17 protein-coding genes, 1 tRNA gene and 1 pseudogene are annotated in these 17,381 nt (G+C 61.0%); 10 read left to right on the forward strand and 9 right to left on the reverse strand.

Features of this window, described 5'->3' with window-relative positions; translation table 11 throughout:
- Positions 1-341: 341 nt before the first annotated feature.
- On the reverse strand, positions 342-494 hold the full coding sequence (locus tag FJ430_RS11845) for a hypothetical protein (protein ID WP_181175602.1): 153 nt from the start codon (positions 492-494) through the stop codon (positions 342-344).
- Positions 495-690: 196 nt separating this feature from the next.
- Here FJ430_RS11845 and FJ430_RS11850 point away from each other — a divergent pair.
- Together FJ430_RS11850 and FJ430_RS11855 are read left to right on the forward strand one after the other, a co-directional pair.
- A pseudogene (locus tag FJ430_RS11850) lies at positions 691-1,014 on the forward strand (DUF736 domain-containing protein); the annotation flags it as partial.
- 278 nt (positions 1,015-1,292) lie between these two features.
- Entirely contained in the window at positions 1,293-1,598 is a 306-nt protein-coding gene (locus FJ430_RS11855; RefSeq protein WP_181175603.1) for a hypothetical protein, read from the forward strand.
- 7 nt (positions 1,599-1,605) lie between these two features.
- Here FJ430_RS11855 and FJ430_RS11860 read toward each other — a convergent pair whose 3' ends face one another.
- Both FJ430_RS11860 and FJ430_RS11865 read right to left on the reverse strand, forming a co-directional pair.
- Positions 1,606-2,697, reverse strand: coding sequence for an ISAs1 family transposase (locus FJ430_RS11860; protein ID WP_226891885.1), 1,092 nt, complete (start codon positions 2,695-2,697; stop codon positions 1,606-1,608).
- A 729-nt stretch (positions 2,698-3,426) separates the two neighbouring features.
- Entirely contained in the window at positions 3,427-3,618 is a 192-nt protein-coding gene (locus FJ430_RS11865) for a hypothetical protein (protein WP_140704055.1), read from the reverse strand.
- Positions 3,619-3,782: 164 nt separating this feature from the next.
- Here FJ430_RS11865 and FJ430_RS11870 point away from each other — a divergent pair, with 164 nt between their 5' ends.
- Complete coding sequence (locus tag FJ430_RS11870) at positions 3,783-5,006, forward strand: pilus assembly protein TadG-related protein (RefSeq protein WP_140659861.1); 1,224 nt, start codon at positions 3,783-3,785, stop codon at positions 5,004-5,006.
- A gap of 1,148 nt (positions 5,007-6,154) precedes the next feature.
- Positions 6,155-7,783 (forward strand): recombinase family protein, encoded by a 1,629-nt coding sequence (locus tag FJ430_RS11875; protein WP_140704335.1) that lies wholly within the window; start codon positions 6,155-6,157, stop codon positions 7,781-7,783.
- Here FJ430_RS11875 and FJ430_RS11880 read toward each other — a convergent pair.
- Positions 7,740-7,816: transfer RNA gene (locus tag FJ430_RS11880), tRNA-Met, on the reverse strand. The genes FJ430_RS11875 and FJ430_RS11880 overlap by 44 nt on opposite strands.
- Positions 7,817-8,068: 252 nt before the next feature.
- Here FJ430_RS11880 and FJ430_RS11885 point away from each other — a divergent pair.
- Positions 8,069-9,034, forward strand: coding sequence for a Gfo/Idh/MocA family protein (locus tag FJ430_RS11885; RefSeq protein WP_140645671.1), 966 nt, complete (start codon positions 8,069-8,071; stop codon positions 9,032-9,034).
- A 35-nt stretch (positions 9,035-9,069) separates the two neighbouring features.
- Here the strand turns inward: FJ430_RS11885 and mnmA are convergent, their stop codons facing one another.
- Positions 9,070-10,260, reverse strand: coding sequence for a tRNA 2-thiouridine(34) synthase MnmA (gene mnmA / locus FJ430_RS11890; protein ID WP_140704050.1), 1,191 nt, complete (start codon positions 10,258-10,260; stop codon positions 9,070-9,072).
- A 254-nt stretch (positions 10,261-10,514) separates the two neighbouring features.
- Here mnmA and FJ430_RS11895 point away from each other — a divergent pair, with 254 nt between their 5' ends.
- On the forward strand, positions 10,515-10,790 hold the full coding sequence (locus FJ430_RS11895) for a DUF1153 domain-containing protein (protein ID WP_006203587.1): 276 nt from the start codon (positions 10,515-10,517) through the stop codon (positions 10,788-10,790).
- 68 nt (positions 10,791-10,858) lie between these two features.
- On the opposite strand, the gene FJ430_RS11900 is transcribed toward FJ430_RS11895, so the two are convergent.
- A complete protein-coding gene (locus tag FJ430_RS11900) occupies positions 10,859-11,785 on the reverse strand; it encodes an NADP-dependent oxidoreductase (RefSeq protein ID WP_140704047.1) in 927 nt (308 codons plus the stop codon).
- 90 nt (positions 11,786-11,875) lie between these two features.
- Here FJ430_RS11900 and FJ430_RS11905 point away from each other — a divergent pair, with 90 nt between their 5' ends.
- A complete protein-coding gene (locus FJ430_RS11905; protein WP_140653233.1) occupies positions 11,876-12,277 on the forward strand; it encodes a winged helix-turn-helix transcriptional regulator in 402 nt (133 codons plus the stop codon).
- A gap of 83 nt (positions 12,278-12,360) precedes the next feature.
- Here FJ430_RS11905 and FJ430_RS11910 read toward each other — a convergent pair whose 3' ends face one another.
- Entirely contained in the window at positions 12,361-12,738 is a 378-nt protein-coding gene (locus FJ430_RS11910) for a flagellar export protein FliJ (RefSeq protein ID WP_140645772.1), read from the reverse strand.
- Between the two features lie 448 nt (positions 12,739-13,186).
- Between FJ430_RS11910 and ctrA the strand changes: the two genes are divergently transcribed.
- Positions 13,187-13,882 (forward strand): response regulator transcription factor CtrA, encoded by a 696-nt coding sequence (ctrA, locus tag FJ430_RS11915; protein ID WP_006203583.1) that lies wholly within the window; start codon positions 13,187-13,189, stop codon positions 13,880-13,882.
- A gap of 69 nt (positions 13,883-13,951) precedes the next feature.
- Here the strand turns inward: ctrA and FJ430_RS11920 are convergent, their stop codons facing one another.
- Both FJ430_RS11920 and chpT read right to left on the reverse strand, forming a co-directional pair.
- Positions 13,952-14,320 carry a response regulator gene (locus FJ430_RS11920; RefSeq protein ID WP_140645773.1) on the reverse strand — a complete coding sequence of 123 codons (369 nt, stop codon included), beginning with the start codon at positions 14,318-14,320 and terminating at the stop codon, positions 13,952-13,954.
- 223 nt (positions 14,321-14,543) lie between these two features.
- Positions 14,544-15,173 (reverse strand): histidine phosphotransferase ChpT, encoded by a 630-nt coding sequence (gene chpT / locus FJ430_RS11925; RefSeq protein WP_140645675.1) that lies wholly within the window; start codon positions 15,171-15,173, stop codon positions 14,544-14,546.
- Positions 15,174-15,510: 337 nt separating this feature from the next.
- On the opposite strand from chpT, the gene FJ430_RS11930 reads away from it, so the two are divergent.
- Positions 15,511-16,092, forward strand: a complete 582-nt coding sequence (locus FJ430_RS11930) for a DUF1134 domain-containing protein (protein ID WP_140645676.1) — start codon at positions 15,511-15,513, stop codon at positions 16,090-16,092.
- 134 nt (positions 16,093-16,226) lie between these two features.
- Positions 16,227-17,366, forward strand: coding sequence for a hypothetical protein (locus tag FJ430_RS11935; protein WP_140704045.1), 1,140 nt, complete (start codon positions 16,227-16,229; stop codon positions 17,364-17,366).
- Positions 17,367-17,381 lie beyond the last annotated feature (15 nt).

A 17,381-nucleotide genomic window follows, 5' to 3' on the forward strand; every position in this document is an offset into this window, starting at 1 on the left:
CGTCGGGTCCTGCTTCAGCCGGGCACACAGCGCGGCGACTGGAAGGCCGTCGGGACGACAGTGCAGGATGATCGAGCAGTTTAACGCGTCTAGTCTAGGCGCGGGGCTTATCGCGTTAGGGAACCGAGACCGTGCGGTTTTCCGAGGTATAGCCGTCCCCGAAGCGAAGGCCGATCGCGTACTCAAGACCCTTCGCGGTGGCGCTAGTTCCTAGCTAAGCAGCGCCGGTACTGAAATGACATCCCGCAACCACCCGAATCCGCTCCGTCTTCCCCGCGGACCGGCATTTCCGCGCCTCAAACAGATCGCGCGAGTCGCTGGGCGACGCACTTGGCCAACGACTATGCGCCGGCTATGGCCGCGGAAAATACGTCGACTATCTTTTCGACCAGAAGGGATCGGTAGAAATCAGCAGCCAGCAACGCCGCGTCGTTGGGTTGGAGCGAAGGTGGCTCAATCAGCTTGGCACGCGCCACGTCATCCAGCGCGCTCATGAGTCGGATGAGCGCAACAGCGCAACAGCGTCGTCGAAACCATCTTCCCCTCCCGGCCAAGAAGCCGGGATTCCTCGCGCAGCAAGATAGTTCCTCCTTTGCCGTCAGCCCCCTTCGGGTGCGCCGTCGATCGCCTTCGGACGATCGCCATCGAAGCCGCATGGTGCGGGCTCGAGCAGAACCAAGGAGAACTACCATGGCCACCGTCGGCACCTTCAAGAAGACTGGCACCAACGAGTTCACCGGTGTAATCGTCACTCTTTCGGTCCAGGCCAAGAACTTTCGCGTCGTCCCCGACAGCCGCGCCAGCGGCGAGAATGCTCCGACCCACCGGCTCTTCGTTGGCCGAGCCGAGATCGGCGCAGCCTGGAACAAGCAGTCCAACGAGGGACGTCCGTACCTGGGCTTCAAGCTCGACGATCCCTCGTTCACGGGCCCCATCTACGCCAACCTTGTAGAGGGCGAGGACGGGGAGAGCTACAGCCTTATCTGGTCCCGCCCGACCCGCCGCAACGGCGACTCAGGTTTTCACTTTCCCGCCCGGCTGGTCCTGGCGGATGCTTCCTGCATTCGGCATGGCGAACCACTTCGCGGCGAACACGGCCAACCGCCTCAACCAAGAGCGTCGCGCGCAACGTGAACAAGACCGTAAGGCACTCGACAAGATCGAGCGCGCCATTGCGGGGATCATGGCCGCGATCGAGGATGGGCTTACCAACCTTCGATGAAAGCGAGAATGGAAGACCTGGAGAGGCAGAAGGCGGAGACCGCCGAGCGTCTGGCGTGGCGCCCACTGACGTGCCTGACCTGCATCCCAGCACCGCCACTCTCTACCGCAGGCGGGTAGAGCAGTTTACGCAAGCGCTCGCCGACCCCGAGGACGGACGTCCAGCCGCCGAGGCACTGCGCTCGTTGATCGGAGAGATCGTCCTCACTCCCGGCGACAAGCGCGGGGAGGTCCATGCCGAGCTACGCCGCGAGCTGTTCGGCATCCTCGAATTCGCTAATCCTGACCAAAATCAAAAGCCTGTCGATCTTATGACAAAAGGGGCTGCAGGTCCCCGCAACCAATTTTATCATAAATCAATAACCGTCCCGGTCTAACCCAGGGCTATCGCATATGAGTGATTGCATTGATGAGATAGTCGTCGTTCCAGGCGCATTTCTTGATGCGATGGCTGATGGGGACTTTGGCAGCATCGGCGGCCTGAAGGATGTTTCTAGCGAGGCGATTGAGAAGGGCTGTGTTGGCGGGAGCATTGTCCTTGCGGGCCCGGCTGAGATCCTCATCAAGATGGACATCGAGCATCCAATGCAGGCCGTTCTCGATCTGCCAATGAGCTCTAGTGAGGTCGAGCGCCTGCTGAGGCGACATGAGCGTGGAGGCCATGAACAGGCGCATCAACGGCTTGGCCTGATCGCGTCGGCTGGTGATGCGGATGAAGGCCAGGTGACCAGGCATCAGCGGCTCGGCCGCCGCCACGATCTCGGCTTGCCGCCATTCGTTGCGGCCGTGGCTGGTCTCGGTCCGCTCGGCAATGGAAGGGGTCGCGTCGGCCAGTTTCAAGTTGGCACGGCGCAGCCAATGACGCCGGTTGCCCTTCAGCGCAAGCAGGTAATCGCCACCTCTTTGGGTAATGGCCGCAGCCATTCGGGTATGACAGTGGAGCGCGTCGGCGGTGACCAATCTGCCCGTAAGATCAATGAGTTCGACGACTTTGAGCGCGGCCTCGACTTCGTTCTCACCATCACTCGGCGAGACTGCCGCCAGGCACAGCCGGGTCTCGGCTGCGAAGGCCGACACCGTCAACGGCGGACTGGCTGCCAAGCCCTTCTCGTAGGCCCGCCGCAAAGCCTTGCCGTCAAGCGATACCACCTCGGGCGTCTCTCGGCTGGCTCGGGCGAAAGCGGCGGCAAAGGCGGCAAAAGCGCGACCGAAGGCCTCCGGGTCGAGCAGGCGCAGCAGCCGCGAGAAAGTGTCGTGGCTGGGAGCTGCGTCATAGTCGATCAGCCGCGACAGCGCTTGCTTGCGCTCCTGTGCGAACAAGGCAAATTCCGTCGCATTACTGGCACCGCACAGGCTTGCCGCGATCATCATCACGATCAGGTCGCCAAGCCGGTGCGTGGCGTTGGGCGCGCGGGGATCAGGCACCGCGCCAAAGTAGCTCTCAAGGCAGGAAATGGCAGTCGCTCCTTCGCTCAACTGCCTCTCCAAAGAATCCTTTCTCAGCCTAAACTCAACCCAAAAAACGCCATATGCGATTCCCCTGCGGTCTAACCGGGGCGGCTTTTGCGTTTCGAGAGGCGCGAGTGACCTTTGATCCACATGAAGCTGGTGAGGCGGGTGGCAAAGAGTGTGCTGCACTGGTAGTCGTGCCCCCTCATAGAGGCCGGTCAGGGAAGTGTCGTGGCACGCTAGTCTAGAACCGGTCACGCGAATCGGCCGCTTTGCGCCTCTTCTCGGTCGTAGAGGCAAACTTTGCCGCCGTTCATAAGCGAACGTAGCGACCGGGACGACGAATTGCGGCAACTGCCGCATACCAGTCTCTTGGAACGATGGCCAGAAAGCCACAGTCCCGTACGTATGACCTAACGTTCAACCATCTCGCGAATTGCCTCGTCACCGCTTACAAGACTCATATGGTGGTGCTGTTCGTCGTCATCTTGGCGATTTCCTCAGCGGTATGCGGTGCGGCCGGCGGTGCGAGCAACGTCTTGCCCTTTAGGGCGTTGCCGGACGCTGTTCAAACTTGCCACCAGCCTGAAGTTGAGACTTGATCATGCGCGGGGGAAAAATGGGTGTCGAACTGTCGCGCCGCGAAGCTACGAACGTCCCGCATCGCATCGATCAACGTGGCCGCTTTAGCCAAGGAAATTCGCGATGCGATCAACAAGGCGAGGCCGATCGCGCTCGATGTCAATTTTGATGGCATCAGTTGGGCGGCGCGTTAATGTCGGTGCCGGTCGTCCGGGCAAAGGCCATGACGGAGCCGAGCGCCAGGCGCGCGATGTGCCGGGCATCGCCGCGAAGGCGCTTGATGCGTCGGAGTCGCCACACATTGGGCAGGCGATATGTGCCGATGCCTGCGATCTCGACTTCTGTAAAAGGGCAACGTGCCAGCATTTCGCGCCTCGCTAGATGCGTGCGCGACATGATGCATAGGTCACGACTTATTCGCAAGGTCACGGACAAGGCGTCCAGCCCTTCCGCTGCTCCGGCGTCAAGGCAAGACACTGCAGGCCCGCGCATCATTAGCTTTTCCTTCACATATGCGAGCCTACTAATACATGATGGTAACCAAAGCGCGCATTTGGGACTCAATGCGGAAAATCCGCCGTGAGGCGGGCGGGAACGTCGCCACCATATTCGCGCTCACCTTGCCGATCGTCGTCGGCGGCGCAGGGCTAGGCGTCGAGACGTCCTATTGGTACTATTCAAGCCTAAAGCTGCAGGCGATCGCAGACGCAGCGGCCTATGCCGGCGCCCTTGAGAAGGTCGCAGGATCGAACACGCAGACGATCACGGCAGCGGCGGTCCAGGCGGCTTCCGACAATGGCCTCGGCACGGGCACCATCGTCGTGAATATCCCGCCGAAATCGGGTGCGAACACCGCCAAGAACGCAGTCGAGGTGATGGTCAGCCAGAACCTCGACCGGATATTCACCTCGATCTTCACCCGGGGCAAAGTACCCGAGCAGGCGAGGTCAGTTGCACTGATCAAGAGCTCGTCAAAGGCTTGTGTGCTGGCGCTGAATGCGACCGCCTCGAAGGCGGCGCTGTTCTCGGGAAACAGCAGCCTCAAGCTCACCGGCTGTTCGATCATGGCCGACTCGGACGCTTCAGACGCGATCAAGCTTCAGGGATCGGCGGCATTGCAGGCCGACTGCCTGATGTCGACCGGCGGCGTCTCGCTGAGCAATCCAGTGACTACGATCTGCCCGGCTCCGGTTACTCAAGCACTGCCCGCGCCCGATCCGTATGCCGGCCTGCCGACACCAGCAGCCTCAGGGCAATGCCTGAGCGATAGCGCGCCGACGCTCAGCCCAGGGACTTACTGCAGCGGAATGAGCCCCAAGGGCAATGTCACGCTTTCTCCAGGTGTCTATGTCGTCCAGGGCAACCTGAAGATCAACGGCAACACGACCGTCTCGGGCAGCGGAGTGACTATCTTCATGGAGGGTAGTTCGACGGTGACCATCAACGGCAACGCCACAGTCACGCTGAGCGCGCCAACGTCGGGGACGTATTCGGGGGTGCTATTTTATGGCGATAGAACGGGCAATTCGGCATCGAGCAACTTCAACGGGAACGCTGCCTCCCTGTTGACCGGCGCGATTTATTTCCCTCGCCAGCAGGTCAACTATCTCGGCAATTTCTCGGGAAAGAACGGCTGCACCCAAGTCGTTGCCGACACCATTCAGTGGTCAGGCAACACGTCCATAAACCAGAATTGCTCCAGCCTTGGGATGAAGGACATTCCGGCTGCGCAGTCCGTTGCGGTTGTCGAGTAGGGAAGCGGGATCAGCAGCAAGGATCTTGGGATCACGGTCAAGCTGTCCGCGGTCAGGCTGGTCACTTCGCATCCCGCCGAAGCGAACGAAAGCCTAGTGTAGCACCAACGCGCCGACGACGGCGATCGCGGCGATGAGGGCGAGCATGATGGCGGCAAGTCGAATGCGCTTGACCCATATCTGCCGAGGCCGTCGCGCTATAGCTGCGGCATCATAGGCGCTGTAGAGGCGTCGGCCATCCACTCCGAAGCGGTCGGCGGTTCGGATAGACCTTCTTTGGCTTCTGTCGTGCCTTGAGCATTGAGGGCCCCTCCAGCCCGGCACGGTACATTAGCACATGCTTGTTCTCAATTGGCAGGAGGAGCAAAATGCGGTCTGCGTACGAGGAGCTTTTGAGGGAGAGTTCCATGCTTGCCGAATTCGCCTTCAACCGGATCGCCGCTGACCCGAAAATCTGTCAGGAGAGATAGACAGAATCGTCCGTTTTCTGCCCATGTGTTAGACCGGACAGTCTTCTTACGGCCCCAGTCCAGTCATCTCGAACATTCATTGGGAGGCCGGTCCCTGGAGGCTAGCGGAGACGATTGGTGAAGCTGGAATGCGGCGATAACGCGGTACGCATTCGGTTTGGCAGTCGTTCATAAACCAGGAATCGGTGGCGACTTCCGGGTATCTGCGCCATCTCGGAGTCCACGGCCACGGTCAAAAGTCGACGACCAGCGAATGTCGGTTTCAGTGGCTTGGCGTCCGTGATTTGAACCTACGATTTTGCCAACAAGGCTGAAAACGGAGAGCAATCGATCAGGCTAGCGGATTTCCGAATAACACGCCTTACTATCCCTTTCTGCGACCGATCGATCTGACGTCTATCCCGGCTCCAGCACGAGCATATCTTGCGAGGCATGGACCAAGATCATGATCTCGGCAGGATTGAAGAAGGCCACGCATCCTCTGGACTGCTATTTTCCGCAGGAGCACAACTGGCGCTATTCCTGACCCATAGCGAGCGCTACCCGCAGTGGTTGTGAAATCGCACAAACGGGTCTTGCGCCAAGTGCCTGACAGAGCGATTCTGCGCCTTGCAAGCGCTCTCGCGCGCCAAGCGGCCCGCGAAGATCACGAGGGTGAACAGGCCGACAAGATACATCATGAATCGAACCGCGATCTACGCACGCTTCTCAACCGATCTTCAGAATGAGCGATCGATAGACGACCAACTCGCGCTATGCCGGACGTATGCCGAGCGTGAGGGGTTGAACGTTGTCGCAACGTTCGAAGACCGAGCTCGCTCCGGCGGCTCCGTCATGGGCCGTGACGGTTTGTTACAACTGATGGACAAAGCTCGTGAGCACGAATTTGATGTGCTCGTCGTGGAGGCACTTGATCGCCTTTCTCGCGACATGGAAGACCTTGCGGGCATTCACAAGCGCCTTTCATTTCTTGGCATCGAAATTCGTGCTGTCCACGAGGGCGTGGTGAACACGGTCTTGGTCGGGCTTCGCGGTCTCGTTGGGCAACTCTATCGAGAGGACATCGCTCACAAGGTTCGGAGAGGCCAAGCGGGCCGAATCAGCAAGGGACTCCATGCCGGTGGATTGACTTACGGCTACTCGTACGTGCTGGGCGACCCTGGAAAGCGCCTTATCATGGAGGAGGAAGCGGATATCGTGCGGCGTGTTTTCAAGGAGTACGTCGACGGACAGACACCGCGTGATATCGCCCACAATCTAAATAGAGACCGCATACCGCCGCCTCGTGGGCGAGCCTGGAATGCCTCTACTATCAATGGAAATGGGCAGAGAGGGACGGGGCTCCTTCACAATGAGCTTTATGCAGGCCGCTTGATCTGGAACAGGGTCAGGATGATCAAGGATCCTGATACAGGGAAACGTGTCTCGCGTCCGAATCCCAAAGGTGAATGGCGGATAGTTGAAGTTCCCGATCTTGCCATTGTTTCGCCCGACCTGTTCGACGCAGCACACGCGCGGAAGAAGGCGCGCGCAATCACCCATCCAAGCCATCAGCGCCGACCACGGCATATGTTGGCGGGGCTTCTGAGGTGCGGTGCCTGTGGTGCGGGAATGTCGTCAAAAGGCATGGACAATTCCAAGCGCGTTCGTATCCGCTGTTCCGCTGCGACAGAAAGCGGAACATGCGCTGATCCTAAGACCTTTTATTTGGATACCGTCGAAGCTGCAGTTCTGAACGGGCTTACCACCGAGCTGCGCCACCCTGAAGTGATTGCCCAGTACGTCCAGACGTACCACGAAGAACGGAAGCGCTTGGCAGCCGACACCGATGCCAGGCGCACTCGTTTGGAGCGACGGCTTGGAGAACTATCTCGGGAGATCGAGCGGCTGGTCAACGCTATTGCCAAGGGCCACGGCGACCCAGCCGTACTGGGACCGCAATCAACAATGCTGCATGAAGAGCGTAAGTCCATTTTGGCAGAGTTGGATCAGGTGCCCACCGCGGCCGGAGTGATCGCGCTGCATCCTGCGGTGCTGGCACGCTACGAGGAACAACTGAACCAGCTTCAGGCAGGGCTTGCCAAGGGCATTGCTAGCGGTGATTCCGAATCTGCAGAGGCGATGCGGGACCTGATCGAGACCGTCACGGTGTTTCGAGATCCGTCGAGGATCGGCGGGGTTGAAGTCGAAATCGCTGGGCGGCTAACGGCCCTCTTGGGCGAGGGTGCCTTCCCCCACGGTGTCAAAGGAGTGGGGGGAATGGTGGTAGCGGGAGAGGGACTTGAACCCCCGACCCCAGGATTATGATTCCCGTGCTCTAACCAACTGAGCTACCCCGCCAGGGTGGCAAATGGCCCGAAAAACCGTCCTGGATGGATGGGTGTTTCAAGGCGTTCGCCAAGGTCGCGCGGATATAAGGTTGGGAGGGTGAGCGTGTCAAGCTTCGAAGCGGCCGACATGCCGGCATAATCCGGCCGGCATAATCTCATCCCAGAAAAGCTTTGCCGGACAGATACTCAAGGCATGTCCCGGGGTTGAGTTCGGCGGGGCACGTCGCTATGTCTCGGCCATGAAATTCTAGAGTTTGAGCGAATGAAGCCGCGCATCGCCGTCCTCGGTTGCGGATACTGGGGCAGCAACCATATCCGCACCCTCAAGGCGCTTGGCGCGCTCCATGCCGTTTCCGACGTCAACCGCGCCCGCGCCGAAGGTTTCGCCAGCGAGCAGGACTGCCTGGCGATCGAGCCGGACAGACTGTTCGAGCGAACGGATATCGACGCCATCGTCATGGCGTTGCCGCCGCAATTCCATGCCGACACCGCGGTGCGCGCGGTCGAAAGCGGCAAGGACGTGCTGGTGGAAAAGCCGATCGCGCTGACGGTCACGGATGCAGAGCGCGCGGTGAAGGCGGCCAAAGACAATGGCCGCGTGTTCATGGTCGGCCATGTGCTGCGCTTCCATCCGGCTTTCGAGACACTGAAGGCGCTGATCGACAATGGCGAGCTCGGCGAAGTGCGCTATATCCACTCGCACCGGCTCGGCCTCGGCAAGTTCCATACTGAAAACGATGCGTTGTGGGACCTTGCGCCCCACGATTTGTCGATGATCCTCGCCATCACCGGCACCGAGCCGATCGAGGTGAGGGGCGAGGGGGCGGCGCTGCTCGACAATCTCAGCGACTTCGCCCATTTGCACATGCGCTTCCCGAACGGCCTGCGCAGCCATCTCTTCGCCTCGCGCCTCAATCCCTATCGCGAGCGGCGGCTGACGGTCGTCGGCACCAAGGCGATGGCGGTGTTCGACGACGTCGAGCCCTGGGAGCGCAAACTTGCCGTCTACCGACACGCGGTCTGGCAGGACAGCGGCCAGTGGGCCTTCACCGCCAATGAGCCTGCCTACGTGCCGGTTGGCGAGGGCATGCCGCTGACGCGCGAGCTTGCCCATTTCATGCAGTGCATCGAGACTCGCGCCGAGCCGCGCACCGATGGCGAGGAAGCGATCAGAGTGCTGCGCATCCTGACCGCCGGCACGGTGATCCACACCGGTTCGTCCGCCTGAAGCGTCCGGAAACGGCGGCGATAAGACTAAGAAACTTATTCGGCTGGGATCTGCGCGGGCCTTGCGGCAAGCCTGGACAACATAGCCTCGGCTTCCGCGCCTCGTTCCGAGCGCTCGATGAAGCCGCCGCCGAGCACCCGCGCCTCGTTGCCGTCGTCGGAATAGAGCACGCAGGCCTGGCCAGGCGCGATGCCGGACTCGCCGTCGGCCAGTTCGACGGAGGTCACGCCGTCGCGGTGACGCAGCACGGCCGGACGCGGCGGCCTGGTCGAGCGAACCTTGGCGAAAAGCTCGATCCCGCCGGCCGGAACGTCCGACAGCGGTCCATCGCCCAGCCAGTTCATGTTGCGCAGATAGATCTTGTGCGTCTCCAGCGCCTCGCGCGGGCCGACGATGACGCGCGCCCGGTCGGCGTCGAGATGGACGACATAAAGCGGCTCGCCGGACGCGATGCCGATGCCGCGACGCTGTCCGATCGTGTAGCGCAGAATGCCTTCGTGGCGGCCGAGCACGCGGCCGTCGATATGCACGATGTCGCCCGGATTGGCGGCGGCCGGCTTCAGCTTGGCGATGATGTCGGAATACTTGCCCTGCGGCACGAAGCAGATGTCCTGGCTGTCCTGCTTGGCGGCGACAGTTAGGCCCATCTCCTCGGCAATGGCGCGGACCTGCGGCTTCGACAGGCCGCCGAGCGGGAAGCGCAGATAATCGATCTGCGCCTGCGTGGTGGCGAACAGGAAATAACTCTGGTCGCGGTCGGCGTCGACCGGACGGTAGAGCGCGCGATGCGCGCCGTTGGCGCGCGAACGGATATAGTGGCCAGTGGCCAAGGCGTCGGCGCCGAGATCCTGGGCGGTGGCCAGAAGATCGGCGAACTTCACCGTCTGGTTGCAGGCCACGCAAGGGATCGGCGTCTCGCCGGCGACATAGCTCTCGGCAAACGGATCGATGACCGCCTTGCGGAAACGCTCCTCATAGTCGAGCACGTAATGCGGGATGCCAAGCGTCTCGGAAACGCGGCGGGCATCGTCGATGTCCTGGCCGGCGCAGCACGAACCGGCACGGTGCGTGGCCGCGCCGTGGTCGTAAAGCTGCAGCGTCACGCCGACGACGTCATAGCCTTCGCGCTTCAGAATGCCTGCGACGACAGACGAATCGACGCCGCCCGACATCGCGACGACGACGCGGGTTTCTTCGGGGCGGCGGGGAAGATCGAGGCTGTTCATGGTGCTTTCACTGTGCGGCGCTCAATGCCAATGGCCGGAATATAGGTCAAGCCCCACGTGTGCGCCAGCTTGCGGCGCAAGACGAGCCTACCGGCAAAACCAAGGCCTGGAGGCCGGTGTTTCAAATTCTAAACGAAATCCTAACCAGGCGTTCATGATCCTTACCTAGTGATTAGGGTTCGCTTAGGCAATTTTTAAAGCTGTGGCGGTACTGTGGCGGGGATTGGGTCTTTGAGTTTTTAGTAGAGAGTACGATGACCGATCTGGTTAGACCTAGAGTCAAGTATGTTATTGGGCCTGACGGCAGCCCTCTTACGATTGCAGATCTGCCGCCGACGAACACTCGGCGCTGGGTTATCCGGCGCAAGGCGGAAGTGGTCGCCGCGGTACGCGGCGGCCTGCTCAGCCTTGAGGAAGCCTGCCAGCGCTACAAGCTCACAACCGAAGAATTTCTCTCCTGGCAGGCATCGATCGACGAATACGGCCTTGCCGGGCTGCGCACCACGCGGATCCAGCAATACCGCCACTAGGCCAGACAGCTATTAAACGTAAGGGCGCGGAACACCGCGCCCTTACGCTTTTTGAAGCGGCCTTCCACTCAAACAGTCAGCACGACCTTGCCGATGGGTCGGGCCGCAAGGAAGGCATGGGCGGCCGCCGCCTGATCGAGCGGAAAAGCTTTGGCCACGTGCGGCATCAGCTTTTTGGCGTCGACCAGCCTGGCGAGTTCGACAAGGCCCTCGCGATCGGGCACCACGGACATGCGCTCGACGCGGACACCGCGCGCCTTGGCCTTCGCCCTGGTGGCGTCGTGAACGTCGAGCAGCGACACCAGGACGCCACCATCACGCACCACCTTCAGCGACTCGCCGACATGGTCGCCGCCGATGGGGTCGAGCACAAGATCGACATTGCCGACCTGTTCGACGAAGTTGCCTTTGGTGTAGTCGACGACGTCATCGGCGCCGAGCGAACGGACGAAGTCGAGCTTGTTCGGGCTGGCTGTAGCGATGACATAAGCGCCGCGCGCCTTGGCGATCTGGACCGCCAGATGGCCGACACCGCCGGCGCCGGCGTGAACCAGCACGCGTTGTCCGGCCTGCAGGCCGCCATGGCGCACGAGGCCTTGCCAGGCCGTCAGTCCGGCCAGCGGCAAGGCCGCAGCCTGCTCATGGTCGATGGCGGCGGGCTTCGCGGCGATCTCGTCCGCCGGCGCCGCGGCGAGCTCGGCATAGGCTCCAGCCTGTTTGGGGAAGTGCGGCATGCCAAACACCTCGTCGCCGACCTTGAAGGCGGTCACTCCGGGGCCGAGCGCCGCGACGGTCCCCGAAATGTCCCAGCCCAGGATGAAAGGCGGTTCGCCAAGCAACGGATAGAAACCGCCGCGCACGGCGCCGTCGACCGGGTTGATGCCCGCCGCCTTGACGCGGACGAGCACTTCACCGGGTCTGGGCGCCGGGTCGGGCGGCTCGGCCACGAAAAGGACCTCGGGTCCGCCGACGGAAGTCTGGATAACGGCACGCATGAACGCCTCCTGTTCGATGAATGTGCCGCTATCATTTGGATAGTAATATTCGATTGTCGAGTATGCACCTTTTCTATATATAGGTACCTCATGGATAGTGAAGACAGATCGCCATTCGGCTACGACGCGTTCCGACGCACCTGCCCGTCGCATACGGTGCTGGAGATGCTGGCCAGCAAATGGGTTTATCTCACGGTCTGCGCGTTGCGGCGCGGGCGGCTGCGCAATGGCGAGTTGGCGCGCAAGCTGGAAGGCATCACGCCCAAGATGCTGACGCAGACGCTGCGCGTGCTGGAGCGCGACGGCCTCGTGCGACGCGAGGTGTTTGCGGTCATCCCGCCGCGCGTAGAGTATGAGCTGACGGAGCTTGGCCAGAACCTGGCGGGGCTGCTCAGCCAGATACGCTCCTGGGCGGAAGAGCATGCGCCGGAAATCAAGGATGCCCGGGCCCGGGCATCGGCCGATCATGGCGAGATGGGCGCTGTGCCGTGAAGACGGCGAGTCCGATTTCTGCCGATTGCCGGTTCTGAAGATGCCGGAGATATCTCCGGCATGATTGCAAATATGCCAGGCGATCAGCCGATCATGGCGCTGCGGCCGCCAATTTCGGTTTCGCGGATCTTGGTGTCTCGCGATTCCAGCATCTCCGCCTTGGACAGCTCCGCTTCAGCTTCGCCGAGTAATGATTCGGCGGTGCTTCGCTGCTGGGCGAGGTCGCTTTGTGAGTTCCTGAGATTGTCGCGGCGCAGGCGAGCCGCCTTGGCGAAGGTCGGATAGGCGAAATGGTTGATGTCGGTGATGCCGGCTTTTTTCTCTTCGGCGATGATCTGCGCTTCCAGCTCTACGGCCATGCGCTCGAACTCGGCGATCATCATGTCCAGCTGCAAGAGCTGGCGCCGCTTCTCATTCACCTGAAACTGCTTCAGTCGAACGAGGTTTTCACGTGACTTCATGATTCGATACTCCGCAAACGCACACCTGCAATACCGCCCAGTCCGCCCGGAACGACCCAAGCGCCGCCCGTTTCCCCCGGCTTTCCCTGGGCTATGGGAAACAAAGCCCTAAAGATTTTTGCCGACGGTAACCATTCGTTTACGGGCATTGTTAATCATACGGGCGAGGACTTAAGGCCGGGTAAAAATTCCGGCTGCGGCGGGAAGCCCGGGCCAGCGAGTCTCTGGAGTCACTTAGGCTGACTTATTAATGTGGTGCATTAGCGATTTTGGTCTGTGATTCGTTATTAGATTCAAGTGGGTGTAGAAAGGGGTTAAAAAATCTGGTATCGTGGATGACACGAAATTAGGATTTGTTAACCAATCGGTGGCACCTTCTGTTCAGGCAATCACTGCTCCGGTCCCGGACGGGTCGTGACACGGTCCGGCAGCAGAAAAGGGGAATGAAATGCGTGTTCTGCTGATTGAAGATGACAGTGCAACCGCACAGAGCATCGAACTGATGCTGAAATCGGAAAGCTTCAACGTCTATACGACCGATCTCGGCGAAGAAGGTGTCGATCTCGGCAAGCTCTACGATTACGACATCATCCTTCTGGATCTCAATCTCCCCGACATGTCGGGCTATGAAGTCCTGCGGACGCTGCGCCTCTCCAAGGTCAAGACACCGATCCTGATCCTCTCCGGCATGGCCGGTATCGAGGACAAGGTGCGCGGCCTGGGCTTTGGCGCCGACGACTATATGACCAAGCCCTTCCACAAGGACGAGCTGGTGGCGCGCATCCATGCGATCGTGCGCCGCTCCAAGGGCCATGCCCAGTCGGTCATCACCACGGGCGACCTGGTGGTCAATCTCGACGCCAAGACGGTCGAGGTCGGCGGCCAGCGCGTGCACCTGACCGGCAAGGAATACCAGATGCTGGAGCTGCTCTCGCTGCGCAAGGGCACCACGCTCACCAAGGAAATGTTCCTCAACCATCTCTATGGCGGCATGGACGAGCCGGAGCTGAAGATCATCGACGTCTTCATCTGCAAGCTGCGCAAGAAACTCGACGCGGCGTCCGGCGGCCAGAACTACATCGAGACGGTCTGGGGCCGCGGCTATGTGCTGCGCGAGCCCGAAGACATCCGCGTCAGCGCGTAAACGATCCAAGTGATTCGAACGAAAACCCGGCTCAGGCCGGGTTTTTTGTTTGAAAACGGTCTCGGCGAATCAGGCGGCTATCTTCAGGACGCGGAAGCTTTCGAGCAGTTGCGCACGGTTGAAGGGCTTCAGCAGATAGCCCTGGGCGCCGGCGCGCTTGGCGCGCATGATCGCAGCCACATCGACTTCAACCAGCGAGATCAGGATCTGCGGCCGGGCAGAGCTTTCGATGGCGCGGATACGGCGAATGAGGTCGACCGCCTGGATGTCGGCAAGACCACCGTCGATGACGATGACATCGGGCATCTCGCCGGCGCAAATCTCGGCAGCCTCGACCCCGGTCGAGGCCTCGACGACAATCATGTCCGAGCCGCCAAGAATGCGTTTTGCGACCTTCCTGATGACGCTCGAATCATCGACGAACAGGCAGCGCTTCATATCCGGGGTCCTCTTTGCCATCTGCCGAACCGGCAACTTCCGGCAACCGGAAAGCACCATAGGCCAATCCGGTAAAGAAGCCGAAAAGCCGTTAGGTAAAGTTTTTCCAAACGAGCGTCTCGCGCCGTTTTAACGCGCAGCGCCGTTACATGCATTGCGGCCGGCATTGCTCGACCTGCACTGCCAGCACAAATATTAGCAATCGAATATACTTCGGCTTTTCTTATGCAGCCGTCAACACGATCTCGTCGGCGGTCGCGTGGATCGAGATCGTCATATTGGCCTCGCGCGCCAGAAGCAGCGTATAGTAAGGCTGGACCGAATGGGCGTCGATCGGCTCCTCCGGCTTGTGGCCGGAATGCAGTTCGAGGAATTTCGGCGGCACGCGCAGCATCGGGCCACCGGCCGCCAGCGAAAAACGCGGCTCGGTTTCGAGACTTTCCAGCGTGACCACCAGCTTGCCGCCGCGCGGTATGGCCGCGTTGGCGACGAGAATGAGGTTAAGCAGCAGCTTGACCTTGTTCTTGGGCAAGAGCGCTCGGGGGCCGTTCCACACCAGTTCCGGCTTTTCGTTCTTCAGGAAAGCGATGGCCACGGCCTCGGCATCGCCGGTGTCGATCATCATGCCGGCGGAACCCGCGGCGCCGAAGGCGATGCGGGCAAACTGCAATCGCGCCGAGGCGTTCTTGGCGCTCTGGCGAATGAGCTTCATGGCGTCTTCGTCGGCGCCGCCTTCGTCGAGCAGCTCAAGGCCGTTGTTGATCGCGCCCACCGGCGAAATGATGTCGTGGCAGACACGGCTGCAAAGCAGCGCAGCGAGATCTGGCGCGGAAAGAGTGAAAAGCTCGGCCATCGGCGAAATCCCTGCTTAAGTCATTTGTTCATGGCCGAGCGACCGTTTTCGCGCCTGTCCACACGAATCACGCTCTTTTCCAAGGCTTTCTGAATACACAGGGCCTGAGCGCGCATCAACAAATCCAAAATTGCCGACAGCGAAAATGGTGTGTTCGCAGGGGAAACCCGCCGCCGGGGCGCAAGCGCAGCCTTCGAACCGCCATCTTCGTGTGGGAGCTTAATGGTTGAAAAAGGATTACGGCATAGTTTGCCCGTGATAGCCACCCCGAACGGCCGGCAAGAGCCGCAGGGGTGCGAGGCGTCGGCGAAAGTGCTCCCTGACGGAGATTGGAAGCATGTTTTCCCGATACTACGACCGGACGTTCGTCCGTGTCCTCGCCATGACCATCACGCTCCTGGGGGCTCTTGTCCTTTCGACCGCTGCGTCACGGGCCCAACAATACACCGCTCAGGAGATCGTCGATTCCGGTCATAAATTCTTCGGCGAGACGTCCGGCGGCCTTGCCACCGTCGTCGAGAAGATCTTTGCCTCCTACGGCCTGCCCAACGGCTACCTGCTGGGCGAGGAAGGATCCGGCGCGCTGATCGGCGGCCTGACCTATGGCGAAGGGACGCTCTACACCAAGAACGCTGGCGACCATAAGGTGTTCTGGCAAGGTCCGTCGCTCGGCTGGGATTTCGGCGGCGAGGGATCGCGGGTGATGATGCTTGTCTACAACCTCGACGACATCAGCAGCCTTTATAACCGCTTCGGCGGCGTTGCCGGCTCCGCCTATGTCATTGCGGGCGTCGGTTTCAACGTATTGCAGAGCAACCGGGTGCTGATTGTGCCGATCCGCACCGGCGTAGGTGCCCGTCTCGGGGTCAATCTCGGCTATCTGAAGCTCACCGAAAGGCCGACCTGGAACCCGTTCTGATCGGATTGCGCTCGCTGCAATCGCTCGGACAGTGCTGATCGCGCTGCGGCAAACTCTTGCCGCGGCGTTGAATTTCCGCCATGCCAAGGTGGCACAATCCAGCGATTGCCGCTCCGTAAAGTGGATAGCACGCCTTGGTCCAGTCGGTTCTGTTCTTCGTACTCGGTTTCCTTTGCGCCGTTTTTCTGGTGTCGCTGGTCGCGCCGGCGGTCTGGCGGCGGGCCGTCATCCTGACGCGCAGGCGCCTCGAGGCTTCGCTGCCGCTGACGCCAGCCGAAATCCAGGCGGACAAGGACCGGGTCCGGGCGGAATATGCCATGACGACGCGCCGGCTGGAGATAACCGTCAAGAACCTTCAGGAGAAGGCGGCCGAACAACTGGTGGAGATCGGTCGCGGGCGCGAGGCCCTGAAGGGACTGGCGGTCGAAAAGAAGGACAAGAACCAGGCGCTCTCCGATCTACAGGCAAAGAATGCGGAGCTCAGGCAGCGCGAGGAGGATCTGCACCGGCTGTCGGAAAAGCACGTACAGACGGAGCGGGCGCTGGAAAAACGCGCGCTGGAGTTGCAGAAGCTCGAGCAGATGTATGACGACGCCAGCTTCTCGTCCTCGAACCGCCAGATCGAACTGGTTGCCCGCGAATCGGAGCTGGAAAAGCTCGCCAGCGACATTGCGTTGCTCAAGGGCCAGCGCAAGGAGGCGGACCGGCACAACCAGGAGATCGCGTTGGAAAGCAAGGCCGCGCGCGAAGCGTTGAAGGCGGAGAAGAAGAAAACGGCCGAGCTCGACAAGAAGGTCGAGCGGCTGCTTGCCACGCTTGCCGACCGCGAGGAAAAGCTCGACCGGCGCGAGAAGGATCTCGCTCGAATGCGCGAACGTTCGAAGGAGAGCGCCGCGAACGGCGTCGCGCAACTGGCTGCCGGCACGGATACGAAAGGCGACAATGTCGACAAGGCGATCGCCAGGCTCGAGGGCGACCGGGAACGGCTGGAGGCAAGGCTGACGGCGCTGGCGCGCGAGAACAAGCGGCTGAAAACCGATCTTGCAGCCTCCGGGACGGCAATGCCCGAAGCGGCGGGCGACGCGCGCTCCGGCGCCGGCCTTCGCGAACAAATGAACGAGCTGGCCGCCGAGGTGGTCAATCTGACGATGAAGCTGGACGGGCCGGACTCGCCTATCGCCAAGGCCCTGGCGGGCGAGGGGCAGCAAAATGGGCGCGGCGTCAGCCTGGCCGACCGGGTGAGGGCTTTGCAGAAGGCCGGCTCGGCCAACTGAACGACACGACCGCCG

Source organism: Mesorhizobium sp. B2-8-5, assembly GCF_006440675.2.
In the GTDB taxonomy this organism is placed as follows: domain Bacteria; phylum Pseudomonadota; class Alphaproteobacteria; order Rhizobiales; family Rhizobiaceae; genus Mesorhizobium.